Consider the following 12238-nt stretch of genomic DNA (forward strand, 5'->3'; position numbering starts at 1 on the left):
CTGACCTACGGGGGATTGGGAATCATGGCTGCGAACGCTGACCGCCGTTCCTACGACATGGCCGCGTCCTCCGACGCGCAGGGCAACATCCAGGGCGTCATCGCCCGCCTGGAACAGGTGATCACGGACCGGGACCGCCAGGTGAAGGCCGCGATGGCCGACTTCCAGGCCGACGGCGTCTCCGACTCGTACCACGACAAGGAACTGCGCTGGAACAACGCCTCCAACGAGGTACGCAACATCATCCAGCTCCTGAAGACCACGCTGGAGAAGAACGACGGCACCGCACAGCAGACCCTGTCGCGCGCCAAGGCCGCCGTCGACAACATCGGCTGAGCACCGTCCCAGGAACGGTTGATCAAGGTCGCTCTTCGTTACAGGGGTTGAGGTATGACGGGCTGGGATATCCGTCCGCAGGGTGTGCAAGGCCAGCTGGGGAAGACCGCCACCCAGGCCGGCGAGCTGGAGAAGGCGCTCACCTCGCTGCTGACGCATCTGCAGGAGGCGGCGCAGGCGGCCGGCACAGCGGTGCCCGGCTCACAGGCCATGTCGACAGTGCCCGGCAGCAGGGGTCCGGACAACTCGCCGCTCACACAGAAGGCATTGGGGCCGGTTGCGGCCGGTATCGGCGCGTTCGTCGACGGCAAGAAGAAGGACCTGACCTCGATGGCCGAGAACGTCGAGGCGTCGATGACCGGTGCAGCTCTGGCCACCCGCGAATACGTCGAAGGCGACCTCGAGACCGCCAAGCAGGCCCAGGACGCCGCCCGCACAATGAACCTGGATGTGCTGCGCGACCTGCGTGGAGACGCCAAGTGAGCGACAACAGCATCCCGGTCGATCCCGCTGAAGTCCCTGTCTTCACTGGCGACTTGGAGATCCTCGACGAAAAGGTGAAGGCGCTGCGCACGGACGGCGAGAAGCTGTCCGACGCCGCCAGCGACGTGCATGTCACCTTCGGCGGCCTGTCCGCGTTCTACGAGGCGCCGGAGGCGGAGAAGCTGTTCGCCTCCACGTTGCCGATGGTCGGCAAGGCCGACGACATGCACCTCGACGTCTCCGACGTCGCCTCCGCCCTGGGCACCTACTCCGAGACCGTCCGCCCGCTGAAGAACCGCCTGGAGCAGCTCAAGACGGAGGCGGAGAACTTCCGCGCCATGACCATCGAGGATCCGGACTGGCGCGAGGACGGCGACAAGGTCGAGGAGAACAACAACCGGCACAGCGAGATCGGCAGGGTCTGGGGCCAGTTCCAGGAAGCCGAGGTCGCCTGCCACAACGCGATCGTCGCCCTGGTCGGCGGTGATGCGCTGAAGATGAACGGCAAGCCCGGCCAGAAGGGCTACTACGGCTACACCGGCGACGTCCTGTCCCAGGCAGCAGAAATGCCCTGGGGCAAGCCGGTCGAGGAGTCGGTGCCCTGGTACCAGTCGTACGAGTACGTGGGCGACTTCGCCGTCGGCATCTTCGTGGACGGAGTATGGGGCACCATCAAGGGCCTGGGCACCCTCGTCGGCGTGGACGGCTGGGACGCCGCCGGCCAAGCCTGGACCGGACTCGGCAAACTCCTCACCGGCCTCGTCGTCATGGCCGTACCCGGCGCCGCAACCGCCACTGCGCTGCTGCCCGACGGCAAGGTCAAGGACTGGCTCAACGACTCGCAGAAGGCGGTCATCGAGACCGGCAAGGCGCTGATCGCCTACGACCAGTGGGACACCCAGCCCGGCCGCGCCGCCGGCGCCACCACCTTCAACGTCGTCACCACCGTCCTGACCGGCGGCGCCACCGGGGCCGCCGCCACCGCGGGCAAGGCCGGCGCGATCGCCAAGGGCTTGTCCCTCGTCGGCAAGGCCGGCCGGGTCATCGACCCGATGACATACATCGGCAAGGGTGTTGGCCTGAGCATCAGCAAGATAGGCAGCGCCCTCGCCGTGATCCGTGGCGTCGGCCAGGTCCAGATCCCGCCGCTGCCCGACAATGCCGTCCTGCTACCCGATGGGGCACGCCTGTTGGATGACGGCAGCATCTACCTCCCCGACGGCACGCCCGTTCCGCGTGGGGCGACGGAACTGCCTGATGGCCGGATCACCGCCCCCGATGACGTGCCCGTGGTGCCCGAGGACGCCATCCCCGTCACGGTCAAGGACAAGACGACGGGAGCCGAGTCCGAGGCGTTCCTCCTCAACGACGGCCGGATCGTCGACGGCCGCATGAACACCATCCAGCACGCCGATGAGGCACCCACCGACATCGTCGACCAGCCGGCGACCCGCGCCGAAACCCCAGCACAGCAGCCCGTCCTCGTCGGCGCCGGCACCCGCGCAGACGATGCCGCGCTCGGCGCCCGCATGGGTGTCGATGCCGGTGGTGGCGATCTCGGCACCGGAGCGAGGGGAGCCGCCGACGCCGCGGGTGGGGGGTCCCGTGACCTGGGCCCTGGACATGCGGACGACCTCGGGCGCGGTACGACAGGGGATCAACCTCCGACTTCGGGCCGAGGCAGTGGCCACAATGGCGACCGGCTCAATGACCTTCATCGCGCAGGCGGCCACGGGGGCAGTGGTGGGCTGGACGACCTGGGGCGCAGCGGCGACGACGCAGCCGAAGGCGGGGCTCGGACAGGCGAAGACGGTCAGAACCTGCATTCCGAGGGCCACGCCGACGATGGCGGTACACCTCATCAGCCTGCAGACGACAACATTCCTCCTGATGAACGGGATGTTCGCCAGACCAGGGGCTCGGTTGCGGAAGATGTGGCTCGTCGTGCTGCGGACGCCGTCCGCGTAGGTGACCAGCCGATGCCACCTCCAGGTCCTGGGCCGAAGCTTCTCGGACAGATCCCGGAGAGCCGACTCGCTCGCAACGCCGATGGACTGATCACCCGAGTCGATGGACGAAACGTCGAGCACTTCCTGAAGGACCTGTCGTTCCAACGGGGAGCGGCATACCGCGAGGCACGGGATCTGGGCACCTGGCCCAGGAAGCAAACGGGTGCGTGCGTCGGTGCTGTGATGGATCTGCGCACAGGACGAGTCTTTGAGGGAATCAACGGCAAGGCTGACGACTTCATCGACCCCGATCTTGTCCACCCCACACTGGCTGATCGACTGGATTCACTTGGAGACCCGCCGCCGGGGCCGGACCATCCACTGGGACATGCTGAGGTAAAGGCCCTGAACGAACTGCTCTGGGAGCGCCAGAAGATGGGGCTTCCGGACGGCCCTGAGGCGCTGGCCGATTTTCAGGCAGCTGTTGAATCGCCTTACGGCAAGCACCTGCGAACCGAGCTGCCTGGACGCCCTGCACCCTTCTGCGTGAACTGTCGCCATATGATGCACGGAGTGGACAGTCTGCATGGAAAGTTCACCGGCCCGGCGCAAGACGAGTATTGGATTCCCTGATGGCTGAGGTAACACGAATTGACGTCGACGATCCGGACGTCGACACAGATCAAGGCCAGCGCCTTCTGTATCACGGCGAACTGTTCTCGGGCGAAGTTGAAGAGCGGAGCCCCAACGGAGCGCTCATCAGTCTGGACGCATATAGCAATGGCGTCCAGGACGGTCCTTCACGCGAGTGGTACCCAGATGGCAGCCGGAGAGGCGAGGGAACAATGCGCCAAGGCCGACCGGTCGGGACCTTTCGCGAGTGGCATCCGAACGGAGTTCTTGCTTCCGAGCGCGTCATTGCCGACGACGGATTGACGCTTCTCTCTAGTCGCAAGTGGGATGAAACCGGTCAAATCATTAGGGACTGGGTGCGCCAGGAGAACTCCTAGTGGAGGTGCAGGGAACGCAGCCGGACGTGGAGCGCTGAATTCGGGAGGGCGCATCGCCATCGTGGATATTGGTCGAGCGATCGGAGGTTCCTCCCGACCGTTCGATGAACCCGAAGTTTGCGTGAATATCGGGGGTTTCTACCAGGAGTTCTGGTCGTCTGCCTTCGGTGTGCTGACAGGAGCAGTGACGGACTTTGTTGCCAAGGCGCCGTACGAGGACTCAGAGAAGATCATGGCGTACCTCCGCTCCGGGTACGAGATGATCAGCACGATGGGCATGACACGCGACGTACTCGGCTCGGACCAACAGTTCGCCGGCGGCGACTCCCTCATCTCCGATGGCGAATGGCTGTGCCGCGGCGACACCTGGCACTACGTGCGCCTCCACAACATGCAGCTCCCGGAGGAGTTTCTCGCTCACGTTAGGGAAGTCGGCTACATCATGCCGGCGGTGGAACGACCCAGGCTTCTTGATGTCTCCACCTACATTCAGGAGCGGTGGTAGCAAAACCACATGAGCGACCTCTACGAACTCCAGCTTTCCCTGGACTTTCCCAGCGATCTCAGCGACGACGAACTCGGCTCGCTGTGCTGGCATCTGGGCGCCGAGGACCATAAGCCTCTCGCCGATCCGGATGATCCGGACAACTGGCCGCTGCTCTGCTACCGCGGCCCCGCTACACGCATCGGCGGCCTCGTGACCGGTGATTTGCAGCGCGGAAGGCGCGGCTGGTCCCTTACCGTCCGCCAGGAAGTCCACCCCGACGGGTTCTCGCTGCTGGAATCCCTGCTGATCTGGCTCGGCGCCAGGACGACAACCATCGGAACCGTGGGCTCACTCCGATTCCTTGAAGACCACGTCCCGGACCTCTTCATCGCCGAAGCGGGATCGATCACACGCGTCATGCTGAAGCAGCAACAGGCCGAGGCCACCCTGCTGCCCTCTGAATAGGCGCCCGTAGGTCCAGGGGCGGCTGCGTAGACCTTTCTGGGACACCTCTGCTGAGTCGACGTCCTCGATGGTCAGACGATACCGAAGTGACGGCTTACCTCGTCGATCGTGAAACAAGCACGGAGCTTGCAAGCCGAGTTCTGGTTGGCGAAGAAGCCCGTGCGCCACAGCGCCTCCGCGCGTGGCACGGATGCCTCCCACGTGACAGGCACGATCCACTCGCATCGGTCCTCTCCGCCGACGCTCAGGACCGCCTCTTCAAAGGGCCGGGGCTCGCCCGACACCGTGCCGACGCCCACGTATCCCGCCTTTGGGATGTGGGTGAACACCCGCGCCCCTACGGGCAGTGAGCGCAGTGTGCGAGAGAACCACTCACCCCCGCCGACCGAGACGAAGCCGTACTGAGGTGCGTCATCCCAACTGCGACTCCCGGCTTCCTCGCCGAACGAGACGTACCAGTCCGTGCCGTTCCAGAGCTCTTGCTTCCCACGGGCCTTGGCGTTAGGGCGCGCGGCGTCCTGTCTGCGGCAGAGCGGCGCTCGTTCGGTGAACCCGTGGTGGATCTGTGACCAATGAGTCAGGAATCGCAGGTGAGGTCTGTGAGTTCATGTGGCAGTCTCAGTGATCGATCGACCGCGGCACCGGATCGGGTGCCGCGAGCAAGCATCCCGTGGGGGGATACTCAGTGACCTTCTTCCACCGTGCCCGTGTGCTCAAGGCCGCTGTGGCCACCGCTGCCGTTGCGGCCGCCACTGCGACCCTGGCCGGTACGGCATTCGCCGCCGGCGACCCGGCCGGCCCCGCAGCGGCCCGCGAGAAGGCGGCCGCCGCGCACCAGAGCCAGGACCAAGGCGTGCGCGCCCGCGCCGCCGTGACGACGACGCCCACCTATCCGATGATGGGCGTCCACAAGAGCTCGTCCGAGCTCTACATGTACTTCTCGGACCGGCAGGGCGGGTTCGAGCCGCGCGAGCACATCGCGCTCGACTACTCCTCGTTCGCCGACATCATCGACACGAACCACGACTACGACGCCGACGGCTACGGCGATGGCACTTGGTTCCTGTACAAGAACGGCCGCATGGACTTCAGCTGGTTCGACGCGAGCGGCGAGCTGCGGGACAAGCAGGTGGGCAAGGGCTGGAACATCTACAACACGGTCCTGTCCCCCGGTGACCTCGGCGGCGCGACGGAGACCGACGTCATCGGCCGCGACAAGGACGGCGTGCTGTGGAGCTACCTCTCCTACCCGGATGGCACGCTGACGAAGCGCGCACGGGTCGGCGGCGGCTGGAACGCGTACACGCAGATCGCCGGCCAAGGCGACCTGAGCGGTGACGGGAAGACCGACATCGTCGCGCGCGACAAGTCGGGCGCCCTGTGGCTGTACAAGGGCACCGGCAACTACAAGGCGCCCTTCGCTTCCCGTACGCGGATCGGCGGCGGCTGGAACACGTACGACCGCGTGCTGTCGGTCGGTGACCTCGACAGCGACGGCAAGGCGGACCTGATCGCCCGTAAGCCGAACGGTGACCTCTTCCGGTACTCCGGCACGGGTAGCGCGCAGGCACCGTTCGCCAAGCCGGTGAAGATCGGGCACGGCTTCCAGATCTACAACCTGCTGTAAGCACACTGGCACGTGCCGGCCCGCCTTCCGACCGCGGGCCGGGCCGGGCCGCAGGCACCGCGACGGTGCACATGAGGGCTGCTTCTCCGACGGGAGGCAGCCCTCACGCGCGCCTCGCTGCGACCGGCCTCGGACACGAGCCCCTCTTCACCCGGGGCCGGAAGTCCCTGCGGACCGGGCGCGGACGGCCCGCATCCGGACGACGATGGAGGGCGAACGGGCCACGCACCCGGTGGCCGTGGCCGATCGCCCGAGGAGACCAGCGCCGATGACGATGAACCGGAACAGCGAAGTCGACGCGTTCATGGAGACGGTCGGGCATCCGCAGAAGGAAGCGGTCGAGTATCTGCGGGCGGTGATTCTCGAGGCGGAGCCGGAGCTCACCGAGCAGGTGAAGTGGAACGCGCCGAGCTTCTGTCGCGACGGTACCGACCGGATCACGTTCCAGCTGAAGTCACGGGACGTCCAGCTGATCTTCCACCGCGGGGTGGCGGTGAAGGACGATGCCGCGACGTTCTCCTTCGAGGACCCGAGCGGGTTGCTGAAGTGGCGCACCGCCGACCGGGGCCTCGTCACCTTCAAGGATCTCGACGACATCAAGGCCCACGAGGAGGCGTTCGTCGGGTTGGTCGGGCGGTGGGTCAGGGCCTAGCCGCGGCTGCGGCTGCGGTGGCTGGTGTCGCACCACGGGTAGCGCCGGCTGCGGCGGCACATGCACAGGGCCACGCGGAAGCGGTCCGAGGTGGTCGTGGTGCCGTCCTGCAGTTCCACCTCCACCGGGCCGTCCATCAGGAGCGGGCCCTCGCGGGGCATGGAGACGTGGCAGCGTGGGGCGGCTGCGGCTTCAGTGGGGTCGTTCGGCACGGATGATCACCAGCTCCTCTTTGTCCGCTGCGTTGCGCAGGAGACCGGTCGCGCGCAGCCAGGTCTGCCGGGCGCGCAGGACCGGTCCGAAGGGGATGTAGCGGTGCTCGGTCACCGCGGCCCGCAGACCGGCGGTCCGCAGTTGGGTCAGGGTGGCTTCGGGGTCGCTGAGCGCCGAGTGGACGAGCAGGAGGCGTCCGCCGGGGGCGAGCAGCGCGGGTGCCCTGCGGCAGATGCGGTCGAGCACGAGGCGGCCGTCGGATCCCGCGTCCCACGCTCGGGCGGCGCCTCGCCGCGGTGGCCGGGCGGACGGGGCGGGTACGTAGGGCGGGTTGCTGAGGATCAGGTCGAAGGTCTGTCCCGCGACCGGGTCGAGCAGGTCGCCGTGCAGCACCCGGACGGGCAGCCGGGCCCGGCGGGCGTTGAGCCGCGCCGTGAGCACCGCGGGCCAGGAGACGTCCACGGCGGTGACCTGGGCCCCGCGCCGGGCCGCCGCGAGCGCCAGCGCTCCCGTACCGGTCCCGAGGTCCAGGGCCCGGGCGCCGGGGCACAGGGGTTCGCGCGCGAGTGCCTCGGCCAGCAGGACGGTGTCCGCCTGGGGCGCGTAGACCCCCGGGAGGGACAGTGGGCTCACGGGCACCTCGCGTCCGGGCTCGGCAGACCGACGGGCGGACCCCCGGCCCAGGGCGTGCGTCCTGTGCGTCCGTCTCTCACAAGGATGTACGCAGGGAGCCCGCGCCGCTCTTCCAGGCGTCGAGCAGCCGCCGCTCGAAGCGGCCCTCGACGAAGGTCGTGGCGCGGATCCCGAAGACCACGTCGGCGGCCAGGTGCGGCTCGGCTTCGAGGAGCCCGTCCACGACCTCCCGCCGTACGACCTGCTCGTGGACGGCGTCGGCGACGACGTGCTCGGTGTAGAAGAACTCGGCCGCCGCGCCGGCGCCCGTGCGCTTCATCGCGTGCGCGAGGCGCCGCGAAGCGGGCGAGGAGGTGATCTCGACGGAGGCGAAATGGCCCACCAGGGCCCCGCGCAGGCGCCGGTGCAGGCCGAAGAGGGACATCAGGTTGACCGTGGCCAGGACTTCCGCGTTCGCCGCGTCGAGATAGCGGCCGTAGGCGGGGTCCAGGCCGAGGTCCTTCATCAGGTCCGCGAAGAGTTCGGCGTGCACCTGCTCGGCTCGGCCGCCGCCGAACTCGTCGAACTCCACGGCCGCCATGCCCGCCTTGGCCTTGCCCCACAGGCGGGGCAGCACCCAGGCGTGCGGGTCCGCCTCCTTGCGGTGGTAGAGCGAGCGCTGGGCCGCGTACTCGCGCACCTGCCACAGCTCGCCCTCCTGCTCCAGGAAGTGGGAGAGGCCGTTGCCGTGCACCGGCTCCACGAGGAGTTCGCCGATCGCCTCTTCGACCGCGTTCCGGTCGGAGGCCGCGTCCCCGTCGGAGGCTGTATCCCCGTCGGCCGCCGGTACGTCCGCACGCAGTGCAGTCAGGAAGCGCTCCTCGAGGAGGGCGCGCAGCGCGAGCAGGTCCGGGTGCCACTCCAGGGCGGCCGCGACGCCGCGGAAGCCCCGGTAGTGCAGCTCGTAGCAGAGGTACAGGGCCAGCTGGAGGTCTTCGCCGTAGGCGTCGGCCGCCCGGACCTGGTCCGCGGTGGGCAGCGCGGGCCGCTCGCCGCGGGGGTCCGCACCGCTCGTCAGCCAGGTCAGGACCGCCGAGGAGAGCTCTCCACGGGCCTCGGGCAGCGCCGGGCCGGTTCCGTCGATGTCCATGGAGCCGTCGGCCTTCACTGAACCGTCGATCCCCATCGAGCCGTCGTTGTCCATTGAGCCTGTGTACCCCGTGATCACCGGCTCATCGCTTCTGCCACCCCGATGCCGCGGACCGCGTCGCCCCAGCCCAACGGCCCCCCTGAAGTGGCGGGCGCCCGCCGCCGGGGATACCCAGGGACCAGACCCTCAGGACAGCCAGAAGAACCACGACAGCCACGACAGCCAGGACAGCCAGGACAGCCAGGACAGCGAGCACGGTCGTACGGCGGAGGACGGGTGAGCATGGCACGCGCGGCGTTGTTCGACGTGGACGGCACCCTCACGGACACCAACCACCTGCACGTCGTCTCCTGGTGGGAGGCCTTCCGGCAGGCAGGTCACTCGGTGCCGATGCGCGCCGTGCACCGGGCCATCGGCAAGCCCTCGGACGAGCTGATCGAGGAGCTGCTCGGCGAGGACCGCGACACCGGTGAGGACGAGGAGCTGAGCGCCGCGCACTCCGTGCTCTACGGCCAGTACTTCGACCGGCTCGGCGCGCTGCCGGGCGCCGGCGATCTGCTGCGCGCGCTGGCGGCGCAGGACTGGCGGGTCGTTCTGGTCACCTCGGCCGGCGGCAGCGAGCTGTCCGCCCTGCGCCGGGCCATCGGCGCCGACGAAGCGATCCACGCGACGGCCAGTGCGGACGACGTGTCCGAGGGCAAGCCCGCGCCCGAGCAGGTCGAGCACGCACTCGACCTGGCGGGCGGCGTCCCGCCGGAACGGGCCGTCTTCGTCGGGGACAGCGTGTGGGACATGAAGGCCGCGGTACGGGCCGGTGTCCGGGCCGTCGCCCTGCTGTCCGGCGGTATCCCCCGCGCCGACCTGATCGAGGCGGGGGCGGGCGCCGTGTACGAGGACCCCGCCGATCTGCTCGCGCACCTGGGCGGCAGCCCGTTCGCCGACGGATCCGACCGTACCGGGGAGAGGTCGTGAGGCCGGTGCGCAGAAGCGCCGTGACGGCGGCCGTCCTGGTCGCGACGGGCGCCACGGCCTTCACGGCCACCGGGTGCGGCGCGGTCGACGGGCGGCGCGACGCCGCGCGGGCGGCCGCGGTGCGCTTCGAAGAGGCCGTACGGGCGCGGGACGCGAGCGCCTTGTGCGCGGCCCTGGCACCGGGCACCCGGCAGGAACTGGAGCACTCCGCCGAGGCGGCCTGCGCGGCCTCCGTACTCGAAGAAGACCTCCCGTACGGGGGCTTCGACCGGCGCGTCGATGTGCACGGCCGCCAGGCGCGGGTCGTCCTGGAGAAGGACACGCTGTTCCTCTCGCAGTTCCCCGACGGCTGGAAGGTCGTGGCCGCGGGGTGTGTGCCGCAGGGCGGGGAGCCGTACCAGTGCACTGTGAAGGGGAGTTGAGACCGTGCGGACCATGTTCGTCCTCTGCCTGGGCACGGTGGTGCTGGGTCTCGCGTACTTCACCCTGGTGGGAGCGATGCAGCGATGACCTCCGAGAACGGGAAGGAACACGAGCAGGAGAAGCGGAGTTTTCTGCTGGACAACGGGCTGTCGCTCGCGTTCGGCACCGCCTTCCTGCTCGCCCTCGCCGGCCAGGCCTTCGCCGGGCACGCCGAGTTCAACAGCGATCTGCGGACGGACGGACTCGCGCCCATCGGGCTCGGCGACTACCTCGCCTCCTCGCATTTCGCGGTCGACGTCACCGAGAACTGGCAGTCCGAGTACCTGCAGTTCTTCCTCTTCGTCTTCGGGACCGTATGGCTGCTCCAGCGCGGTTCGCCGGAGTCGAAGGAGATGCACAAGGCGGGCCCCGAGTCCGACAAGGAGCAGCGCGTGGGGCGGTACGCCCGCGCGGACTCGCCCCGCTGGGCCGCCACCGGCGGCTGGCGGCAGGCGCTCTACTCGCGCTCGCTCGGTCTGCTCATGGCCGCCCTGTTCCTGCTGTCCTGGTTCGCGCAGGCGGTGTCCGGGGCCGCGGCGTACAACGAGCAGATGCTGCGGCAGCTCCAGGCGCCGGTCGGCTGGGGCGAGTACGTCATGGGCGCGGACTTCTGGAGCCGCAGCCTCCAGAACTGGCAGTCCGAGCTGCTCGCCGTGGCCTCGATGGCCATCTTCTCGGTCCATCTGCGCCAGCGCGGCTCCCCCGAGTCCAAGCCGGTCGGGGCGGCGCACACGTCCACCGGCGTGGAGGGCTGAGCGGCCACCGGCCCGATCGCTTCCGAAGCCGGGCCGGGGGCACGGGTCTCACCCCGGGAGCCCGGTCTCACCCCGGAGCCCGGTCTCACCCCGGGAGCCGGTCCAGGAACCCCGCGATCAGCGGGGCGATCTCCGGCAGGTGGTCCTCCAGGGCGAAGTGGCCCGTGGCGAAGAGGTGGAGTTCGGCGTCCGGCAGGTCGCGCAGGTAGGCGTGGGCGCCCGGGGCCGGGAAGAACGGGTCGTTCGTGCCCCAGGTGATCAGCGTCGGGGGACGGTGCTCGCGCAGCCAGGCCTGCCAGGCGGGATACGCGGCGAGGTTGCTCTTGTAGTCGTACGCGAGGGCCAGCTGGGCCTGCTTGCGTCCGGGCTGGTCCAGGAAGTGCTGGTCGAGCAACCAGCCCTCGGGGGCGACGAGTTCGGGCTCGGCGGTGCCGCCCTCGTACTGGGCGCGGGTGGCGTCGAGCGTGAACAGGTCGAGGACGGTCCGCTCGGCGCCGGGGGTCTGCGGGGTGAGGGCGGTGAAGTCGCGGGCGGCCGGGGAGAGTCCTTCCTCGTATGCGTTGCCGTTCTGCACGACCAGGCCTGTGATCCGCTCCGGGTGCCGCAGGGCGTGCCGGAAGCCGACGGGTGCGCCGAAGTCGAAGAGGTAGAGCGCATACCGGGTCAGGCCGAGCCGGTCGGTGAAGCCGTCGACGATCTCGGCGAGACGGTCGAAGGTGTACGGGAAGTCCGCGGGGGCGCGGGTGTGCCCGAAGCCCGGGTAGTCCGGGGCGATCAGGCGGTAGTGGCGGCCCAGGACGTCGATGAGGCGGCGGAACTGGTGCGATGCGGACGGGAAGCCGTGCAGGAGCAGCAGCACGGGTGCGTCGGCGCGCTCGGGAAGGGACTCCCGGTAGAAGACCTCGACGCCGTCGACGACGGTGCGGCGGTGCGCGGTGCGGGCGGGCAGAGCGAGGGCGGGCGCGGTGGCGACTGGCCCTGCGGTGGCGGCAGGGGCGGCGGTGGCGGCAGGGGCGGCGGCAGGTAGCGGTGTCGGCGTCGTCGTCATGTCACATGGCTCCTTGG

General features: G+C 69.1%; 15 protein-coding genes. 10 read left to right on the forward strand and 5 right to left on the reverse strand.

Annotated elements, in window-relative coordinates; all coding sequences use genetic code 11:
* The first annotated feature begins 24 nt into the window (after positions 1-24).
* The 5 genes from BLT97_RS35980 (at position 25) to BLT97_RS36005 (ending at position 4730) form a co-directional block, all read left to right on the forward strand.
* The gene (locus BLT97_RS35980) at positions 25-336 is read left to right on the forward strand and encodes a pore-forming ESAT-6 family protein (RefSeq protein ID WP_093618119.1); all 312 of its coding nucleotides are present in this window, start codon (positions 25-27) and stop codon (positions 334-336) included.
* Positions 337-390: 54 nt separating this feature from the next.
* Positions 391-819, forward strand: coding sequence for a DUF6507 family protein (locus BLT97_RS35985; RefSeq protein ID WP_093618069.1), 429 nt, complete (start codon positions 391-393; stop codon positions 817-819).
* Complete coding sequence (locus BLT97_RS35990) at positions 816-3401, forward strand: YwqJ-related putative deaminase (RefSeq protein WP_093618071.1); 2586 nt, start codon at positions 816-818, stop codon at positions 3399-3401. The genes BLT97_RS35985 and BLT97_RS35990 overlap by 4 nt, the downstream gene beginning before the upstream one ends.
* Before the next feature lie 438 nt (positions 3402-3839).
* Positions 3840-4283 (forward strand): hypothetical protein, encoded by a 444-nt coding sequence (locus tag BLT97_RS36000; RefSeq protein ID WP_176954013.1) that lies wholly within the window; start codon positions 3840-3842, stop codon positions 4281-4283.
* A gap of 9 nt (positions 4284-4292) precedes the next feature.
* Positions 4293-4730 (forward strand): hypothetical protein, encoded by a 438-nt coding sequence (locus BLT97_RS36005; RefSeq protein ID WP_093618077.1) that lies wholly within the window; start codon positions 4293-4295, stop codon positions 4728-4730.
* A 71-nt stretch (positions 4731-4801) separates the two neighbouring features.
* Here BLT97_RS36005 and BLT97_RS38815 read toward each other — a convergent pair whose 3' ends face one another.
* Positions 4802-5059 (reverse strand): hypothetical protein, encoded by a 258-nt coding sequence (locus tag BLT97_RS38815; protein ID WP_245769738.1) that lies wholly within the window; start codon positions 5057-5059, stop codon positions 4802-4804.
* Between the two features lie 380 nt (positions 5060-5439).
* Between BLT97_RS38815 and BLT97_RS36015 the strand changes: the two genes are divergently transcribed.
* On the forward strand, positions 5440-6357 hold the full coding sequence (locus tag BLT97_RS36015; RefSeq protein WP_245769739.1) for an FG-GAP repeat domain-containing protein: 918 nt from the start codon (positions 5440-5442) through the stop codon (positions 6355-6357).
* A gap of 268 nt (positions 6358-6625) precedes the next feature.
* Positions 6626-7009: a DUF1801 domain-containing protein gene (locus BLT97_RS36020; protein ID WP_218137348.1), complete on the forward strand. Its 384-nt coding sequence runs from the start codon at positions 6626-6628 to the stop codon at positions 7007-7009.
* On the opposite strand, the gene BLT97_RS36025 is transcribed toward BLT97_RS36020, so the two are convergent.
* The 3 genes from BLT97_RS36025 to BLT97_RS36035 all read right to left on the reverse strand — a co-directional run bounded on the left by BLT97_RS36025 (position 7006) and on the right by BLT97_RS36035 (position 8984).
* On the reverse strand, positions 7006-7221 hold the full coding sequence (locus BLT97_RS36025) for a CDGSH iron-sulfur domain-containing protein (RefSeq protein WP_176954014.1): 216 nt from the start codon (positions 7219-7221) through the stop codon (positions 7006-7008). The genes BLT97_RS36020 and BLT97_RS36025 overlap by 4 nt on opposite strands.
* Positions 7202-7855, reverse strand: coding sequence for a HemK2/MTQ2 family protein methyltransferase (locus tag BLT97_RS36030; RefSeq protein ID WP_093618123.1), 654 nt, complete (start codon positions 7853-7855; stop codon positions 7202-7204). Before BLT97_RS36030 ends, BLT97_RS36025 begins: the two co-directional genes overlap by 20 nt.
* 76 nt (positions 7856-7931) lie before the next feature.
* A complete protein-coding gene (locus BLT97_RS36035; RefSeq protein WP_093618125.1) occupies positions 7932-8984 on the reverse strand; it encodes an iron-containing redox enzyme family protein in 1053 nt (350 codons plus the stop codon).
* 282 nt (positions 8985-9266) lie between these two features.
* Between BLT97_RS36035 and BLT97_RS36040 the strand changes: the two genes are divergently transcribed.
* From BLT97_RS36040 to BLT97_RS36050, 3 genes are all read left to right on the forward strand, one after another.
* Positions 9267-9956, forward strand: a complete 690-nt coding sequence (locus BLT97_RS36040) for an HAD family hydrolase (protein WP_093618083.1) — start codon at positions 9267-9269, stop codon at positions 9954-9956.
* A 5-nt stretch (positions 9957-9961) separates the two neighbouring features.
* Positions 9962-10378, forward strand: coding sequence for a hypothetical protein (locus tag BLT97_RS36045; RefSeq protein WP_245769740.1), 417 nt, complete (start codon positions 9962-9964; stop codon positions 10376-10378).
* A gap of 84 nt (positions 10379-10462) precedes the next feature.
* Entirely contained in the window at positions 10463-11173 is a 711-nt protein-coding gene (locus BLT97_RS36050) for a DUF6766 family protein (protein ID WP_093618085.1), read from the forward strand.
* A gap of 85 nt (positions 11174-11258) precedes the next feature.
* On the opposite strand, the gene BLT97_RS36055 is transcribed toward BLT97_RS36050, so the two are convergent.
* Positions 11259-12221 carry an alpha/beta fold hydrolase gene (locus BLT97_RS36055; RefSeq protein ID WP_093618087.1) on the reverse strand — a complete coding sequence of 321 codons (963 nt, stop codon included), beginning with the start codon at positions 12219-12221 and terminating at the stop codon, positions 11259-11261.
* Positions 12222-12238: the final 17 nt, after the last annotated feature.

Origin of the sequence: Streptomyces indicus, from assembly GCF_900100315.1 — a bacterium.
GTDB lineage: Bacteria > Actinomycetota > Actinomycetes > Streptomycetales > Streptomycetaceae > Streptomyces > Streptomyces indicus.

Bases quoted from the DNA above. Each gene is read 5' to 3' on its own strand.
- BLT97_RS35985 (WP_093618069.1), top strand. From the start codon at position 391: ATGACGGGCTGGGATATCCGTCCGCAGGGTGTGCAAGGCCAGCTGGGG.
- BLT97_RS36005 (WP_093618077.1), top strand. From the start codon at position 4,293: ATGAGCGACCTCTACGAACTCCAGCTTTCCCTGGACTTTCCCAGCGAT.
- BLT97_RS36035 (WP_093618125.1), bottom strand. From the start codon at position 8,984: ATGGACATCGACGGAACCGGCCCGGCGCTGCCCGAGGCCCGTGGAGAG.
- BLT97_RS36040 (WP_093618083.1), top strand. From the start codon at position 9,267: ATGGCACGCGCGGCGTTGTTCGACGTGGACGGCACCCTCACGGACACC.
- BLT97_RS36020 (WP_218137348.1), top strand. From the start codon at position 6,626: ATGACGATGAACCGGAACAGCGAAGTCGACGCGTTCATGGAGACGGTC.
- BLT97_RS36050 (WP_093618085.1), top strand. From the start codon at position 10,463: ATGACCTCCGAGAACGGGAAGGAACACGAGCAGGAGAAGCGGAGTTTT.
- BLT97_RS35980 (WP_093618119.1), top strand. From the start codon at position 25: ATGGCTGCGAACGCTGACCGCCGTTCCTACGACATGGCCGCGTCCTCC.
- BLT97_RS36055 (WP_093618087.1), bottom strand. From the start codon at position 12,221: ATGACGACGACGCCGACACCGCTACCTGCCGCCGCCCCTGCCGCCACC.